Origin of the sequence: Mucilaginibacter sp. (assembly GCF_028288105.1) — a bacterium.
Lineage (GTDB): Bacteria > Bacteroidota > Bacteroidia > Sphingobacteriales > Sphingobacteriaceae > Mucilaginibacter.
In genome coordinates, this window is record NZ_JAQBOI010000085.1 from 1 (window position 1) to 17,177 (window position 17,177).

A 17,177-nucleotide genomic window follows, 5' to 3' on the forward strand; every position below is an offset into this window, starting at 1 on the left:
TTTGTCTGTTAAACTTTCGGCTCACAATTTCCTTGGTTTTATAACCTTCATCTTCAATATTCCCGGCATTTGTAAAATCCAGAATTTTTTTTGTGAGATTTCCCTTCTCTGAAAGGTCAGTAAGGCCGGCATAATCTTTACCAAATATAAATTTACCGGCCTGGTGTGGGTGGCAAATTACTGGTAAGCCGTATACCCCTGCCTCAATTAAAACTGCGCCCAAGGCCTCATTTAAACTAGGTAAAACAAACAGATCAGAAGCTACGTAGGCGTTTGCCAGCTCGGTTTGACTTAAAGTATGCCACTGTATATCTATGCCTAATTTGGTTGCCTCCTTTTTTAATAAAACCGAATCATTTTCGGGCTGGCCGCATAACAGTAACAATATCTTATTTGAATTTATTGAAGCAATTTCCTTTAAGAGGTAGTCAATGCGCTTATGATGCTTATTCCATGCTGCCACACAAATTATTACAAACTTGTCCTCGGCAATATTCATTTTAAAGCGGGCCCCGGGTTTATCAAGGCTACTATCAGCGTTTAATGATAAGTGCGGGATAACGCAGCATCTTTTCGGATCTACTCCATCGCTAATTGCATCGTCAAGAGCATACTGGTGCAGAAACACTAAATAATCAAACCTTTTAGCAAAGCTATGGCCAACAGGCGCTCCATCACAAAATATCAATTCATATTTAAACCCAAATATCTTTCTGAATTTAAGAAGCATATTTCCAAGTGTTGCTTCTTGCAGCCATATAACGTGCGGCGGGTAAAAAAACAAGTGGAACAAAAAGCCGAAGCTGAAAGTAATTTGTTCAAGCCTGCAACCATCATTAATTAATCCTACATTTCTTAAAAATGATGCTACAAATCCATTTCTTGACCAGTTCCAAACATGTGTTGCTGTTTTAATTTTTCCGCCCGAAAACAATCTTGCATCCAAATCTGTTATATTCTTAACCTCGTCAAACCAGGTGCAACAGGATATTTCAAAACCTCTTGAAATGTTACCCAATCCTGCGCTTAAAAAAGCAATTTTTATGGGCTTGTAGTCCAGCGGGGGATTTGTGCGTTGTGCCATACTTTGCTTACAATTTGCCAGTCTGGCGCTAATTATAAATTACTTTCTTAATCTTATTTATTAATCGCTGGGGTATGGTCCATTTATTATTCCAGTTAAGGCTTAGTGATTTCCATCTCTTAAGTTCGGCTTCTTTTGATGTTTTTGGCGTTAGGCGTATCAGCGACAGCAGAGTATTTGCATAGTATTCTTTGATAACATCCTGACAAAAATGTTCTTGCCAGGCGTTAAATGCTTTTTTACCTAAATCATTTGCCAGATGCTCGTTACGAGAAATAAACGACGACAAAGCTGATATATCCTTCTCTGGATAAAATAAAGCGAAATCATTCCAATTCGGCCCCTTTGGTGGTACAAAATCATCGGCTATAATAACGGGGCATTTCCCTAAAGCCATACTTTCATATATTCTATAACTTACGGGCGCCCAACCGGCAGGGCAAAGAGAAAATTTTGAAGCTCTAATAAGATTCACATAGGAGATCTTCTCGTCATCATTATGATTAAGCCAGCTATCAGTTCTTTCAATACGAAATTCACTTTTTGCTTCTAACAAGCTTACCATCTTTAGCCGTAGGCCGTTAGATTTTGTATTACCTCGCCAACTTGCTAAACATGTTGGAGTAACTTCATCAGAGCTTTTTGCAAATACTAAATCATTTGGAAATTGCATATAAGGCACTGCCGCATAAAGGCCCGAATTAAACCTATACTTTGGAAGGCTTGTGTATAAACCACGAAGCAATCCCGTTGCGCAATCATCCGTATTAATAGTAAAAACTTTTTCGGGATAAGCAGAGATCAAAGCATCCAGCTCTAAATCTTTTATATACCTAAAGTTTTTAAATGAGTTTTCTTCTTGTATAATAATAGCATCAGCTCTTTCCGGAGTAAATACCTCTTCAATACCCTTCGTTGAAAGAAGTGTGCTTTTGATACTATCAAGTATTTTTGCATCACTATCAGATAAACCGGATAAGTTTTCATTTATAAAAAAAAGTTTCATTATTAGATAGCTATCCCTTTATTTGACTAACCCACGGTATTAGGTGTTCAAGGTTTTATATGATACCTCAACTTTATTATAGAATCTATTTTTGCCCATCTGCCCAATCGTATAAGATAATCAATTTCAGAGGCTGAAGGCATCCCAGACCTACGATTTGGAATATGTAAAGCTTCAAAAACATGATCTATTTTTTTCAGCCATTTAATACGGGCTAATAATAAAAGGTTCTTTAATGATCTGATAATACTTCCTGATGTCCTTTTTGGCTGTTCTAAAGAAACTAACACACTTAAGGTTGTTGCGTACCCTGTTTGTTTACAGGCGGTAAGCATAATACAAAGGTTGTTAACCCAGTCAACAAAACTTACTTTAGGAAGCTGATGAACACTATAGCGGGCCTTTAATTTACTTTGTTCAATATAGTTTTCATCGCCTTTATGCTGCAGATAATTAATAACCCAACGGATACGATCAATTTCGGGATGATGAAGGGCAGGGAATTGATTAGCGCGAATTATTGCCGTGTTTAGGTTTCCCTGGCAAAGCAGAGAAATAATAAAGTAAGCCCACTCTACCGGGTCAGGATCCATGGCCCCGTACGAACCTAAAGTATTATGTAACGGACCGGTAGCCCAATTAAGCGCTTCATCCGCATTACCTTTATGTAAATTACAGATGGCGAGTTTTAGCTTTGGCTCGCACATCCAATGTATATAACTTAAGCATTTAAGATACAAGGCTTCGGCTTCATCATATTTGCCGGCCAGTAATTTCTCATCTGCCTGGTGTATTAGTACTAAGTTTAATCCATCACAATTTATGTGTGTATTTTTAATACCTGATGATATTTCTACAACACTTAGGGGTTCGAAAGGGTTCCCTTGAACAATTCTTTGATTAATTTTAAGGTCTTTATTAAGATTATACCATTGTAAAATCTGATCCCGTTGTTTTAATGTATGTCGCGACTGAACCAACTCATAGCCGGCGTTTGTTATTTTTTCAAGCTCATCTGTGTTTTTAAACAGATAACTCATTTTATCTAATACATCTTTTTCATCGGCGAATACACAATTCTCCATGTCGACAAAACCAGCAGCTTCAAGGGATGGTGTTCTTTCTGCAATTAAGCAAGACCGGGAGCCCGGTATCTCAAAATGTTTGCGAACAACCTCTTTAGCCAAGGTGCCACATGCCGGTACAAACCACGAGGCATTTATTGTGCGTGCATACTGCTCACCATGAATCATCATTGGTGAATGGTTTTCATATCCCAAATGCGGGAATATCAGTGACGGATAACATTTAGAAACGATATCATAAATCTTTTGTCGCCATGGATATAATGCATTAATGTAACCGTTAAACAGTACAGGGACTATTTTAGCCTGTCCATAATCCTTGTATACATCACTATCTATAAAATTGGGCCATACAAACAAGTTTTGTGCAAGTTCTGGGGTATGTTCGGCCATTGTGGTGCAAATAGAAAAGAAGGTTTCTATACCCCAATGCTCCATATCTGATATAAACCCTACACGGCAATCGCACCATGAATCTCCGTTATGCAATCCTAATTTAGGTATCTCTGGAAAGGCAGATGTGTTTTTAATAGTTATTTTTTGAGAGATGGAAGATCTATAACCACTTTCAAGAAGAGTTATATCCGGCTGGTATTTTTCGCAGATCTGTTGATAATCACAATTCTCATTAATTAAGATCACTTCAAAAAATTCCGACAAACACTTAACATGCAGCTGCAAATGCAACTGTAAAAACTTAGGCAAACCTTCATGTTGCCACTGGAAAAATACTAACCTGGGTTTAGTAGCTTTTTTCTCCATGTAAATAAACAATTCTCATAATGAATAAAATCTCATTCTACTTATCACATCAATAACGCCTGTAAAATCTTCCAATAAATGTTGCAATAAAAGTTTCGGTCTTTTTTTGAAATACATATAAAGTATCGTACAAGCTTATTGGGTAATAAATATTTTTCCAGTAGTGTTTATCCTGCCTGGATGGTGCATTACCCGATAATGCAGACAAGAAAATTTTCTTTTTCCAGGGTTTAGGCCATCCTGCAGCATGTGACATTGTCCACCCTGCACCAACAAAGTCCATTGCTTCGGGCCCCATTTCGCTAATAGGCGATTCGCAACACATTGCTGCTATATTAAAAGAATCCTGGTCAATAGAATAAAAAGCAGACGTTCTGTCGTAAGCTATAAATGTTGCCGCATCCATGTTGTAGTCTTTTATGGCTACTTCAATTATTTGCGACCAAACTTTAAGAAATTCAATGTTTTTTCTGGAAACACCACAAAACCCTGCATTTATATAAGAATGTATTTCCCGTTTAGGTTCTTTGTTCAACATCCTAATTATATCATACCACTCCATCCGGGTTGGATGGTTAACTGGCATATCATTACTTACTATTTCATGAACCATTGCAACCCCATAAGACATCCATTTTTCATAAAAGGCCCATTTGCATAAAACAACTATATCAGGGTCAAAATATGCTAACGCTTCTGCATTTTTTGCCAGCCCATTTAACAGGCTCAGCATAAAACTGGGTTTACAATGCGCTAAATGATAATCAGTAACAATTGGTAGAAAATGAACATATAAACCTTCAGCTACTTGTAAGGTCTTAACTCCGGGCCAATCTAAATCTGAGTTATTAATTGCCATTTCGGCCCATTTAGGTAAGGTACCACGATACCCTGCATAAAAATCGCCACGAAATTCATTTTTGTAAAGTGAATTTATTAATACAGCTACCCCTCTATGAAAATGACCTTCAAATACTGTACAAATGGCTGAGGTCATACACTAACGTGAATAATTATTTAGGTTGAGATTGTAAACCGATGAAATGCTATCAGATAATCTTTAATTGCATTTTATTAATCTTTGAAATACAATAAACAAAGTAAATTATAGCTTCTATAGATGAAACAAATAAGTTAAATTTCAAAACACCGGCCAGCGAAGAAATGTTTATTAACAAAGCCCCGCATATAATGGCAATCAGTGTTAATGGAATAGAAACGAGCGGGTTAATGGCCCAGTTTCTACTTGTTGCTATTGTAAATAACAACCCGGCGAATAAGCTGATACAACTACCGGCCACACTTAAAACAAGCTCTTTTTCTAACCCGAAATAGTTTTTGCCTAATACCCACAATAATTGGGATGGGAATATAGATACTATAAGTACTATACTTATAAATAAACCTGTTAGCCCTAATTGTATCTGTATAAATTTCTTTAAAAGAGTTTTCTTATTATTTGCTAACCGTGCAAAGCGTGGTACTATAAGAGTAGTATAAACAGCACTAAATAAGCCAAGCATCATAGATAATCTTCCAAGGGCGCCTATTTGAGCAACCGCGGCAGTAGTGCCAAAGATTGAAATAAGCCAGATGGTTATTTGACCGGATAGGCAGTAATAAATAGATCCCGGAAGGATGCGCTTAACAATAGATAATATCTCTTTTTGTACTGCAGGATCTGGCTTTTGACTCCAGTCGGCATAAGCAGCAGAAATTTTACGCAGGCGGATATTTCCTATAACTTGAGGCAAACTTGCAGAAAGGATTGCTATATATGCCCACGGAAAAACAAATAGTGTTAACAAAAGCATCAATAAACGGCCTATACTTACACCCACCTGCACTTTTTGTAAAGGTGCAATAGTTTGATGGAGCGATGGCCCTACAGTAAGCAGAGTACCTGAAAGAGATGTGAAAAAAGCCGGAACAAGTGCGCCTATAATAAGTATTGATGTTAACCAACCCGCATTGTGGTGCCTAAGCAGATATAATAAGATGGGAATAGCAATGAATAAACTTGCAACGGCAAATTTCTTTCGCAAATTAAATCCTGTAGCCAATACCGAACCCAGCTTTTCTCTATTTTGCCATACTTTACCTCCCTGAGCTAAAACACTACTTGAAATGCCTCCGTCGGCAAGTACAATCATAGTACCAAGCATTGCATTGGCTAAAGTATACAACCCATATTGTTGAGTAGGTAGCAAACGTATTACAAGAATCCCCCCAATAAGCCCTAATGCCTGAATTAATAATTGAGAAGAACCTGTTATAGAAATAAGTTTAGTCCATTCAAGCACCCTGTTATACGAAGGATGTGTATACATTTGCTGGATAAGCGCCCTCATAAAAGCAATAATGATGTACAGTACAAATAACTTTGTTTTAACATCATATATAATATGTTTTAGTTAAATAAGAACTTCCTGAAACTTTTTATGAACCATGCCTAAAAAAGCATCGATAACAAATTTTAGATCTCTTTCTTGCATTGGTATGTATAATGGCAAAATAATAGAGTTGTCCTGCAGGTTTTCAGAAACAGGCAAGGTTACATTTATTGATTGATCTTTATAGGCCGTTTCTCTATGTGCAGTCATAATGCCTCTTCTGGTGGCAATACCACAATCAAGTAATCCCTGCATTAACGTATTTCTATCAATGGGGCAACCATTTTTCAAACAAATACAATAAGACTGGTAATTGCTAAAGCATCCCTTTTTTTCTATAGGCAGCTGTATAAACGGTACGTTCTTAAATGCTTTGTTATAAGCGGCTGCAATTTTTCTGCGTTCATCAACAATCCAATCTAATTTTTCTAATTGTTTAATGCCAACAGCCGCTTGTATATCTGTCATTCTGTAATTGTACCCAATTTCAATATGGTCTTCAAAGATCAAATCTTTAGCTTCATGACGAACCCTGTCGTTTACAGACATTCCATGCTGCCGTAAAAGTTTAAGTCTTTGGTAATAGTCTCCCCTATCGGTTGTGATCATCCCTCCTTCGCCTGTTGTAATTACCTTACGGGGATGAAAGGAAAAGCATACAAGTGAGGAATTAGACCCAATTCGGTCTCCTTTATAAGATGATCCTGCGGCACATGCCGCATCTTCAATTAATTTTAAGTTATACTTATTGCACAAAATCCTGAAGGCATTAATATTAGCCGGCATCCCCATTTGATGCACAATTAGTATTGCTTTTGTTTTTGGTGTTATCTTCTTTTCGGCGTCAATAGGGTCAATATTATAAGTATCGCACTCCACGTCAACAAAAATTGGTTTTGCTCCAACGTATCTCACTGCGTTAGCGGTTGCAATGTAACTTAGCGATGGGCATAAAACTTCATCACCCTCGCCAATTCCCGCAACAATCATAGCTAAGTGTAAAGCGGTAGTACAATTAGATACAGCCACAGCATATTTTGCACCTGTATATAGTGCAAACTTTTTTTCAAACTCCTCAACTTTGGGGCCCTGTGTAACCCAGCCGGTAAGTATAGTGTCGTAAGCAGCCTGTGCTTCTGCGTTGGTTAAATAAGGTTTTGCTATAGCAATCATATGATTAAACGGTAAAGGCTTTCTTTTCAAAATACCATTGACTAAGTTCGGTTAGTCCAGCTTCAAGGTCAATGGATGGTTCAAAGTTCAACATCAATTTCGCCTTGCTTATATCAGCAAGTCTCCGGCTTACGGGGTTTATCGTATTTTCTTCTTTAAATTGGGGTGTGAGGGTGGAATTGTTCACCTTTAATAAAATAGCTAAAAGCTGTTTTAAACTGGTTTCTGTTCTATGACCAACATTAAATACTTCATCTGTTGTGCCAGATAACAATGCGGCAACATTAGCCCTCGCCACATCTTTCACATATACAAAATCCATTGTTGTACCACCATCCCCATATATTGCAGGAGCTTTGCCATCGCTAATACAATCTAACCACCTGATCATCACTTCAGTATATTTCCCATCTGTATCCATCCTGGGGCCATACACATTAAAATATCGCAACGCTACATAATCCAACCCGTACATAAATTTGTAGCTTCTAAACAGTTGTTCGCCAAATAATTTTGCTCCGCCGTAAAATGTTTGATTGTTATATGGATTATCTGTTTCGGGGGTGGGAAAGTTTTGGGCAAGGCCGTAAACTGATGCACTTGAGCTGTAAATAACTTTTTTAATTTGATGCCTGGCACATAAATCAGCCACTTCAAAAGTAGATTTGATCATAATGTCAAACCCATCTTGTGGATTAGCTGCACAAGCGTTGATACGCAATGCTGCCATATGAAATACATAATCTTTGGCTATTATGTGTCCCTCAAGTAATGCTTTGTCCCTTATATCACCCTCAATAAATTCAATTTTTGAATTTTCTTTAAAGTTTTTTATGTTTTCAAAACTACCACGGCTTAAATTATCAATGATGGTAATTTTTTCAGGATCGTATTTTAATAGTTCTTCTACCACAAAAGAACCGATAAACCCGGCACCACCGGTTATAAGAATTTTACTTCCGTAAATTTTATTATGCATAGTATAGGTTAATGTTTAGCTATTAAAGTACTGTGTTGCTTAACTCGCGATTAGTTATTTGCGAACGCCAGGCTTCTTGCCGGGTTCCCGGCAACTTTCGAATTTTCAGGGATACTTTTAACAAGGTTGCTTCCCAGCCCAACGAGTGAGAAATCGCCGATGGTTATACCATTTATAATACTTGTTCCACTTCCTATGTAACAATTATTGCCAATAGTTGTACCACCGGCAACAACAACATTACTTCCAATAAGGGTATAGTTATTTATAACAACATCATGATGGATAACAGAATTTGGTAAAATGATGATGTGATTATTTAGTACTGCATTACTTGTTATAACAGCGCCCGCCATAATTAAACAGTTATAGCCAATCTTTACATTTTTCCCTACAGATGCGGAAGGGTGAATTAAATTTATATATCTTAAGTTGGGTATGTTTAATGAGTGGATGGCTTGCGCCCGTTCCATATACGATAAAGAGCTGCCTGGTACGGCCAAAACAAACAATTCGGGATATTTATCTAAAATTACCTTTGGAAAAATATCATACTCCATTGACTTTTTTGTAGGATCATCATCTATATAACCAATAAAATCATATTCATCAAAATTGATACAATCAAATGCTTCGATCCCATTGCCATTAAAAGGAAAAATTATTAGCTTTTTCTTTTGCATTTTAATAAGCGTTTATTACATCTATAATATAATTCACTTCGTCATCTGTTAATTCGGCATACATTGGAATTGACAAACAATGATTTGATAAATATTCAGAATTAGGGCAATCGCCAATTTTATATTTTAAACTGTGGTAAGCTTTTTGCAAATGGCAGGGAACCGGGTAATGCAATCCCGCAGCTATCTTGTTCTCGTTTAAATAATCAACAAGTTCATCTCTGTTATTGGTAGTAATAACAAATAAATGGTAAATAGAGTGCGACCAGTCAGGCTGCGACTGCATTTTTATTTTAGCATTGTTTATATTCTTTTGATACCTCTCGGCTATATCCCGGCGCCGGTTATTCCATGCTGATAAGTACTTTAATTTAACATTTAATGAAGCGGCTTCCAAACCGCCCATACGCATATTAAACCCTAACTCGTCATGATAGTATCTAACTATTGAACCATGGTTCCTTAAGTTTAAAAACCGTTTATAAAAAACTTCATTATTAGTAGTGATTCCGCCGGCTTCGCCACAAGCACCTAAGTTTTTACCCGGATAAAAACTAAAACATGCTATTTCACCAAAACCACCCACCGGTACCCCTTTATATTCTGCTCCCTGGCTCTGTGCAGCATCTTCTACAAAATAGAGCTTAAACTCTTCGCAAATAGCCTTTAAGGCGTCAATATCGCAGGGTTGGCCATATAAATGCACGCCTATTATGGCTTTGGTTCTGGATGTGATTTTTTCTTTAATACAATTAACATCTATTTGCCAGGTATCATCTGTGCAATCAACAAACACAGGTGTTGCACCACTATATGATACTCCCCATGCCGTAGCAATAAAGGTATTTGCCGGGATTATTACTTCATCTCCTTGCCCAATGCCCAAAGCAAGCATTGCAAGGTGCAATGCAGAAGTACCGTTATTTACTCCTACAGCATAGTTTGTCTGACAAAAATTCGCAAAGCTCTTTTCAAAGTCTTCTACAAATGGGCCGCCAGAAAAGGCTGCATTGTCATAAACGCTTTCAAAAGCATCAAATACTTCTTGTTTAATTTGTTGAAGCTGCTTTTTTAAGTCAAGGCATAAAATCTTTTCTTGTACTAATATATCGTTCATTCAAATAAAGATTAATCAATGGTTCTTATAAACCTTGCAGGGTTTCCCGCAACAATTGTATTTTCTTCCACATTACGGGTTACAACCGAGCCTGCTCCAATAACAGATCTTTTACCAACCCGAACCCCACATAATATGGTAACGCTCGACCCAATAGAGGCGCCCTCTTCAATAAATGTTTTAATACATTCCCAGTTATCTTCTGTTTGCAATGCTCCATTTTCTGTTATTGCACGCGGGAACTTATCATTAATGAATGTTACATTATGGCCCACAAAAACATTATCAGCAATATGCACTCCTTCACATATAAATGAGTGGCTTGAAATTTTACAGTTCTTGCCAATAGTTGCTCCTTTTTGTATTTCAACAAAGGCCCCTATTTTAGTTCCGCTGTCAATGCTGCATCCATAAGCGTTGACAAAATTGAAAATCTTGACATCGTCACCAAGTTTAACATCAACTAAACATTGTTGATCATTTTTGATATCTACCCTTATCATTTAATTAATTAAAAACTTGAGTCTGTTTCTTTTCAATAGATCTGTCAATCCTGTCGAGCACAACTTCGCAACCCTTGTTTTTTATTGATTTATTTGAAGCCTCTAAAATCTTCATTACGTCTAAACCAATTTTGCCGGATGACTTCGGTTGCTTTTTTTCCTGGATACAGGTAATAAAATCACTTGCCATTTCCGATAAGGCTTCGGTTGTATTTAATTTTGGCACATGAATGTCTCCGGTTCGGTAATCAACCAAAACCCTCTTTTTATCTTCGTCATTTACATGATTATAGCCGGTATCATATATTTTTATCTTTTCTGTTGGCTCCATATCATTATACAAAATCATTTTCTGGTCACCTCCTATTAACATGGTCCTTACTTTTACCGGGCTTGTCCATGAGCAATTAAAATGAGCTATAAATCCAGAATTGTAATTAATGGTTAGATATGCTATATTTTCAATAGTATTATTGGTATGGGTTACACCAGTTGCATTAACACTGTAGGGCGGTTCATTAATAATGTAATTTAAAATAGATATATCATGAGGAGCCAAATCCCATAATACATTGATATCGGGTTGAAATAGGCCTAAATTTATTCTGGTTGAATCAAAATATTTAATATTCCCCAATTCCTGATTTTCTACCAGTTGTTTCATTTTAACTACTGCACCAGTATACAAAAAGGTGTGATCTACCATAAGCAATAACCCCTTCTGGGTAGCCATATTGATCAATATCTCTGCTTCTATAACAGATGAGGTCATTGGTTTTTCAATAAGTACATGCTTACCTTTTGAAAGCACTCTTTTTGCCAATTCAAAATGAGTAAAAACAGGCGTCGCAATAATCACCGCGTCAATATTAGGGTGATTAATAATATCATCCGCGTTTTTATAGACAACTATCCCCGGAGATAATTTTGCGGCAGCAATTAAACGTTCTGTACGAGAATCGGCAATAGCCACTACACGACAATCTGATGTTAGAGAGAAGTTCCTTACTAAATTTGGCCCCCAATAACCGTAGCCAATTATTCCAACATTAACCATAATTTAAAAGAGAATTTTGAATGTAAAAGGTTATTACATTTTATTAGGAGGTGACCAATAATTGCATGAAATATTATTCAGCTTTTCTCATCAATGAAGACCAGAATTTTGGCTTTTCATGGGTATAATACTGGTAGCCGTAATCTCCTGAATACCCGTATCTATTTGAAAGTGAAACACCATTGAAAATAATATTTAAGTTTTTTAGTTTTTGCTCTCTTGACAATTGATTTAAATATTTCAATTCGGATTTATAAGTAAACCCATAACGGATCACGTATAAATTCACATCACTAAACTTTGCCAGGATCATGGCATCAGCAACCAATTTTATAGGAGGGGTATCTAAGATAATTTCATCGAAATGAATTCGTAACCAATCGATCAGCTCTTCCATTTCTATTTTTTCCAGCAGTTCTGATGGATTATCGGGCTGCCCGCCAGAACTAATAATATACAGATCGGGGTGAATAAGTGATGGCTGTATAATATCTTCTTTATGTTCTGTCCCATTTAGATAACCACAAAGCCCTGTATCGCTCTTTAAATTAAACTTTTTGGCTATAACAGACTTTCTAAAGTCAACATCAACAATAACTGTTTTGCGGCCTGCGGCTGACATAACTATACCAAGGTTGCTCGTTATAGTGCTTTTACCCTCGCCAGACATACTTGAGGTTAGTAAAGTAACTTTCCCATGCCTACTATTGTTATTATTAACGTTTTGAAGATTGGTACGCAATATTCTAAACTGCTCGGATATCATAGTTCTGGGGCTATTTAAAACATTACCAAGGAGCATATTTTTCTGATATGACAGTTCGCATAAAACAGGTACAAATACCGCATCCTCAATCTGTTGAATATTATTTATCTTATTATTAAAGGTTTCTTTAGCAAATACAGCACCGCCGGGGATAATAATGCCAAGTATAAAAGCAAGTGCATAAGCAAAGCTTGAGTTTAGAGATTCCGGTGATCCATAATGGGCTGCATCTATTACCCTGCTTCCAACCATTTTTGATGCACTGTTTAAAGCAACTTCCTCCCTTTTTTGCAACAGGTACATATATAAATCTTCTTTAATACTCTGCTGTCTCTTAATGCTTATATATTCCCGTTCTTGCCCAGGTAGTTTTTTAATAGAAGATTCAAAACTGCTTCCATACTTATTTAATTGATTGCGGGTAGCTATAAAAGTTCTTTTTATCCCTTTTATATTCTCATAAATAGCCGTTTTTGTAGATGCTATTTGCCGGTTGATAGGGTCAAGTATAGGATTTTTTTCAGGAGTGTTAGATAACAACTTGTCTCGCTGCAATTCTAACTTATTAAGCTGTTCAATAAGGGATATAAGGCCCGGATCGCTAATGCCTATTGTTGCCGGCGCCCCTCCTGAGCTTTTTGGCGAAGTAACATATTTTTGGATTTGATCAATTACCTGGAGCTGAACATTTACTTCATTTAAACGAGCATCATTATCTTTAACATTATCTAAGTAAAACTTTGAGTTTGAAGAAATATCTGTGATACCACGGCTACTTTTATAACCCTCAACATTTTTCTCAACAGCGTTTAACTCACCAGAAATGGATACTAAACGCTCATCGAGGAAATTTAATGTACTGGCAGTTGCTTTGTTCTTATGTTCGTTTGAAGCTATATTATAGGCATTGATCAAGCCATTAAGAATATCTTCACCCCGTTCAGGCACAAATTCCCGTAAAATCAATTTAATTACAGAAGTTTCTTCGGTTAATTGAAATGCATTGAAAGACCCAAGGCAATTATCAATTATTGATTCGGGATTATATAGGTTAATACGAATAGTTTGCCCTGTATAATCTTTTAAATTAGGTGTAGTCTCTAATTTCCAACTTCCCCATGAACTATTCAGCAGCTCTCCATAAGAAAAAGTACTGATAGAGTGTGGTTGTTTAAGAAAAAATTCATGTTCATTTTTAATTATAATCTCAATGGAATGCCCAGCCCAATTATCTGCCCCTTTAATCAAACTAAATCGTACAGGTGTTGTTGCATATATATCAATACTTTTTAATTCGCCTTTTTTTATATACTGTGTCCATAGTTGAAGATTATAAACAACATTTTTCATTAAGGTTCTTGATTTTAAAATTTCGATTTCATCAGTTACGATTTTTGCGTTTTTAAAAACATTACGGTCCGCATCAGCCTTTTGATCATTTTTCTCGTCATTTATAGAGAATTCAGCGTTTATAGTATATATGGGGTCAATAGACTTTAAATACAAGTAAGCTAATCCAAGGCAAATGCTAATGCTTAGAATAAAAAATGGCCAATAACGTAAATAAATAGAAATCTTATCTCTTAAATCTTCAAGCTTATCCCTTCCTTTGGGTTCTTGATTAGAATAAGTAAAAGCTTTTGCGTTGTTTTTCATCAGAAATTACTTTTATAATAACCTTGGGTTGCCTGCACTTCGGCTGGTTATTGATTTGAAATGTTTGGCCTTTCTAATACCGTCACATCGTCTTTTTCAATTTCGGCGGTTAAAATGTATTGTAATGATGGGATCAATACCTTGATTTTCTTTTTGTTTAAAGAAATCACATTCCCTTCCATGTCCTTAAATGGCCCTTTTATTATTTTAATATTATCTTTAATACGAATAACTGCCTTTTCTAATTTCACATTATTATACTCTACCAAAAACTGCTTAATGATCTCTATCTCTTTATCTGAAATAACGGCAGGTTTACCCAGCCAATAAACAAAATTCACAACGCCATAAACAAGACGAACCGCATTCATTTGTTTCTCTGATACTCTAACAAATACATACGACCTAAATAAGGGCTCTTCAACAAGTTTTTTTCTATCGCTCCAGTCTTTCAATACTTTATTAAGCGGGCAGTAATTCTCCAGATTAGCCTTATTTAAATGATCCACTACTTTTTTTTCCCATCGTGACCTGGTATAAACAGCGTACCATTTTAATTCCATTTGATATGATCTAACTCTTGTTGGTAAAAATGAATTATAAGCTTTGCCATTACACTTCAGTTTTGAGAAAAACTATAAGGTGAATAAGGGCAAATGAGAAATTAATTGAAACTTTTAATAACCATATTTAAATGGCTTTTAAAGGATATACTTGTTATTTCCGCGTTAAAAATATAGCAGCAACAGAAATAACGGAGAGCAGTAAACTTATTTGTGGAATTGTTCGGTCAACTGCAGCGTATTTGGCACGACCTGCCTGCACATATATTACATCATTATTTTTCAAATAATAATATGGCGAAGAAAATACTTCCTTTTTCGATAGATCAATGGGAATATATTCCCGATTTCCATCAACTTCTCTAATTATTAATATTTGTCGTAAGGCGGTAATATTTAAATCACCTGCTAAACTTAATGCTTCGGTTAATGTCAATCTCTCATTGGGAATCTTAAATACTCCCGGCTGTGACACATCACCCATAACTGAAACTTTAAAATTGAGTAATTTTAAAATTACAACAGGCTCTTTCAGGTATTCCAGTAATTTTAATCTAATTTTTTCTTTGACTTGTGCGGTTGTCAGGTTACTTACTTTTACATTTCCAATTATAGGGAGTAAAATCTGGCCCTGCTGATCTACAAGATAACCTCCGTAATTTTCGTTTGTCCCATTAACGGTATTCGAGGTGAAATTAAATACTGTAGATGATTCTGGATTGAGACTACTTATACTTATTCCTAATATATCTTCTGGTTGGACAGTTATCGGACTGAAATTTTTTATTCGCTCAATAGTTTTTGAAGACAAATTTACATCCTGAAAATATGAAGTTTTTTTATACGATCCGCATGAAGTAAGGGCAAAAACAATGCAAACTAAAGAAAGGAATAATTTCATAATTAACGAGTGATAAGAATTAGATGATTGTTTTTAAATAAGCTTCATCAAACTAAATAGCTTCGCCCTTTCTCACCCACACATTGAAACTAAAATAAGGTTTGATCGATTATTAAAATCCTTAATGGATATTAATAATAAGTGAAAATACCACAACTTACTTTAAAATAATAGGTAAATTCCTGATTGTATACGCAGATGTATAAACTATACATAAATATTCATATATGTGATTATATATGAGAATGAGGTACTGTCCTATTGTAGTAATGGTTGTAATCATATTATACCGGTGAGTTAATAATTTCAGGTATTAATTTTCACACTAAACTCACACTCAGTTGTGATATACTTGAGCATCTTTGATAATTACATTAACAAAAAGCCCTATAAATCAATTGATTTATAGGGCTTAAGTATTTTAATAATTAATACGTACAGTTATTCGATATAGTTAGATATAGCCAAACTTACTCTTTCTACCACCATTTTAAAGGAAAAGTGATTTTATCAACAGAACCCACAATCAGATCCGGTTTAAAAGCATAATGCCCAAGCCTGTCTTTAGTTGAGATACCGGATAAAACAAGAATCGTTTTATATCCCATTTGCACGCCACCTTGTATATCCGTTTCCATCGTATCGCCTATTACTGTGGTTTCAGCTGTTTCCAACCCTAAAAATTTCCTCGCGGAACGCATCATCACCGGGCTCGGTTTGCCCGTAACAAAGGCTTTTCGCCCGGTTGCTTCTTCAATCATTGCTGTGGTAGCTGCGATACCCAGATTATTCCATCCAGGCTTTTTCGGTGAGGGGTCCCTATTCGTGGTGATAAATTTCGCACCGGCTAAAATCATATCAACGGCCCGCTGAACCATTTCAAGTGTAAAATTTCTCCCTTCGCCTAATACCACAAATTCAGGGTCACTATCAACCAGCGTTATTCCATGTTCGTGTAAACTGGTCAGCAGGCCGCCCTCACCTAAAACATAAGCCGTACCATTTGGGCCCTGACTCGCCAAAAATTGTGCGGTGGCCATAGCACTAGTATAAATATGCTTTGTTTCTACTATTATACCGAGTCTTTTTAACTTACGCACAACCTCCAAGGTTGTTCTTTGGCTATTATTTGTCATAAATGCGAACGCGATACCCTCATCAACTAAATACTTAATAAACTTATCGGCGCCCGAGATCAATTCCTCGCCACTATAAATAACGCCGTCCATATCAATCAAAAGTCCTTGTTTCATAGTTAAAATTAATAAAAAGTATGTTGCCTATAAATCTACGAAATCTATAATCGTCATTTGCAGGTGGATGTAAATTCGTTTGACAATCAAGGCAAAATATCAATATCAGCTTTACGGTGAATACTACCATTGTTTAAACAAATATTACCAGTAAAGCGTATCAATTATGGGTAAATTCGTATAATAACTCATTAAT

At 36.1% G+C, this 17,177-nt stretch carries 15 protein-coding genes; all 15 read right to left on the reverse strand.

From position 1 onward, the window contains the following. Nucleotides 1–1,084 (reverse strand): glycosyltransferase family 4 protein (locus JWQ85_RS05845; protein ID WP_299465352.1); only part of this gene is annotated, 1,084 nt, incomplete at its 3' end. Between the two features lie 28 nt (nt 1,085–1,112). Further along, nucleotides 1,113–2,090, reverse strand: coding sequence for an exostosin family protein (locus JWQ85_RS05850; protein WP_299465354.1), 978 nt, complete (start codon nt 2,088–2,090; stop codon nt 1,113–1,115). Between the two features lie 47 nt (nt 2,091–2,137). Next, nucleotides 2,138–3,937, reverse strand: coding sequence for a glycosyltransferase (locus JWQ85_RS05855; RefSeq protein WP_299465355.1), 1,800 nt, complete (start codon nt 3,935–3,937; stop codon nt 2,138–2,140). A gap of 49 nt (nt 3,938–3,986) precedes the next feature. Further along, on the reverse strand, nt 3,987–4,934 hold the full coding sequence (locus tag JWQ85_RS05860; protein ID WP_299465359.1) for a hypothetical protein: 948 nt from the start codon (nt 4,932–4,934) through the stop codon (nt 3,987–3,989). Between the two features lie 52 nt (nt 4,935–4,986). After that, nucleotides 4,987–6,288 (reverse strand): polysaccharide biosynthesis protein, encoded by a 1,302-nt coding sequence (locus JWQ85_RS05865; RefSeq protein WP_299465361.1) that lies wholly within the window; start codon nt 6,286–6,288, stop codon nt 4,987–4,989. Nucleotides 6,289–6,351: 63 nt separating this feature from the next. Continuing rightward, nucleotides 6,352–7,503 carry a DegT/DnrJ/EryC1/StrS aminotransferase family protein gene (locus JWQ85_RS05870; protein ID WP_299465363.1) on the reverse strand — a complete coding sequence of 384 codons (1,152 nt, stop codon included), beginning with the start codon at nt 7,501–7,503 and terminating at the stop codon, nt 6,352–6,354. 4 nt (nt 7,504–7,507) lie between these two features. Next, nucleotides 7,508–8,482: an NAD-dependent epimerase/dehydratase family protein gene (locus JWQ85_RS05875; RefSeq protein WP_299465366.1), complete on the reverse strand. Its 975-nt coding sequence runs from the start codon at nt 8,480–8,482 to the stop codon at nt 7,508–7,510. 50 nt (nt 8,483–8,532) lie between these two features. Further along, nucleotides 8,533–9,165 (reverse strand): NeuD/PglB/VioB family sugar acetyltransferase, encoded by a 633-nt coding sequence (locus tag JWQ85_RS05880; RefSeq protein ID WP_299465369.1) that lies wholly within the window; start codon nt 9,163–9,165, stop codon nt 8,533–8,535. Nucleotide 9,166: 1 nt separating this feature from the next. Continuing rightward, the gene (locus tag JWQ85_RS05885) at nt 9,167–10,282 is read right to left on the reverse strand and encodes a DegT/DnrJ/EryC1/StrS aminotransferase family protein (RefSeq protein WP_299465372.1); all 1,116 of its coding nucleotides are present in this window, start codon (nt 10,280–10,282) and stop codon (nt 9,167–9,169) included. An 11-nt stretch (nt 10,283–10,293) separates the two neighbouring features. Beyond that, entirely contained in the window at nt 10,294–10,785 is a 492-nt protein-coding gene (locus JWQ85_RS05890) for an acyltransferase (protein ID WP_299465375.1), read from the reverse strand. Between the two features lie 4 nt (nt 10,786–10,789). Then, complete coding sequence (locus JWQ85_RS05895) at nt 10,790–11,842, reverse strand: Gfo/Idh/MocA family oxidoreductase (RefSeq protein WP_299465378.1); 1,053 nt, start codon at nt 11,840–11,842, stop codon at nt 10,790–10,792. 73 nt (nt 11,843–11,915) lie between these two features. After that, nucleotides 11,916–14,264 (reverse strand): polysaccharide biosynthesis tyrosine autokinase, encoded by a 2,349-nt coding sequence (locus JWQ85_RS05900; protein WP_299465381.1) that lies wholly within the window; start codon nt 14,262–14,264, stop codon nt 11,916–11,918. Between the two features lie 47 nt (nt 14,265–14,311). Beyond that, entirely contained in the window at nt 14,312–14,827 is a 516-nt protein-coding gene (locus JWQ85_RS05905; RefSeq protein ID WP_299465384.1) for a UpxY family transcription antiterminator, read from the reverse strand. A gap of 154 nt (nt 14,828–14,981) precedes the next feature. Continuing rightward, nucleotides 14,982–15,728, reverse strand: coding sequence for a polysaccharide biosynthesis/export family protein (locus JWQ85_RS05910; protein ID WP_299465387.1), 747 nt, complete (start codon nt 15,726–15,728; stop codon nt 14,982–14,984). A gap of 479 nt (nt 15,729–16,207) precedes the next feature. Next, nucleotides 16,208–16,981: an HAD-IIA family hydrolase gene (locus JWQ85_RS05915; protein ID WP_299465390.1), complete on the reverse strand. Its 774-nt coding sequence runs from the start codon at nt 16,979–16,981 to the stop codon at nt 16,208–16,210. Nucleotides 16,982–17,177: the final 196 nt, after the last annotated feature.

Bases quoted from the DNA above. Each gene is read 5' to 3' on its own strand.
- JWQ85_RS05850 (WP_299465354.1), bottom strand. From the start codon at position 2,090: ATGAAACTTTTTTTTATAAATGAAAACTTATCCGGTTTATCTGATAGT.
- JWQ85_RS05855 (WP_299465355.1), bottom strand. From the start codon at position 3,937: ATGGAGAAAAAAGCTACTAAACCCAGGTTAGTATTTTTCCAGTGGCAA.
- JWQ85_RS05860 (WP_299465359.1), bottom strand. From the start codon at position 4,934: ATGACCTCAGCCATTTGTACAGTATTTGAAGGTCATTTTCATAGAGGG.
- JWQ85_RS05865 (WP_299465361.1), bottom strand. From the start codon at position 6,288: ATGAGGGCGCTTATCCAGCAAATGTATACACATCCTTCGTATAACAGG.
- JWQ85_RS05870 (WP_299465363.1), bottom strand. From the start codon at position 7,503: ATGATTGCTATAGCAAAACCTTATTTAACCAACGCAGAAGCACAGGCT.
- JWQ85_RS05875 (WP_299465366.1), bottom strand. From the start codon at position 8,482: ATGCATAATAAAATTTACGGAAGTAAAATTCTTATAACCGGTGGTGCC.
- JWQ85_RS05880 (WP_299465369.1), bottom strand. From the start codon at position 9,165: ATGCAAAAGAAAAAGCTAATAATTTTTCCTTTTAATGGCAATGGGATC.
- JWQ85_RS05885 (WP_299465372.1), bottom strand. From the start codon at position 10,282: ATGAACGATATATTAGTACAAGAAAAGATTTTATGCCTTGACTTAAAA.
- JWQ85_RS05890 (WP_299465375.1), bottom strand. From the start codon at position 10,785: ATGATAAGGGTAGATATCAAAAATGATCAACAATGTTTAGTTGATGTT.
- JWQ85_RS05895 (WP_299465378.1), bottom strand. From the start codon at position 11,842: ATGGTTAATGTTGGAATAATTGGCTACGGTTATTGGGGGCCAAATTTA.
- JWQ85_RS05900 (WP_299465381.1), bottom strand. From the start codon at position 14,264: ATGAAAAACAACGCAAAAGCTTTTACTTATTCTAATCAAGAACCCAAA.
- JWQ85_RS05905 (WP_299465384.1), bottom strand. From the start codon at position 14,827: ATGGAATTAAAATGGTACGCTGTTTATACCAGGTCACGATGGGAAAAA.
- JWQ85_RS05910 (WP_299465387.1), bottom strand. From the start codon at position 15,728: ATGAAATTATTCCTTTCTTTAGTTTGCATTGTTTTTGCCCTTACTTCA.
- JWQ85_RS05915 (WP_299465390.1), bottom strand. From the start codon at position 16,981: ATGAAACAAGGACTTTTGATTGATATGGACGGCGTTATTTATAGTGGC.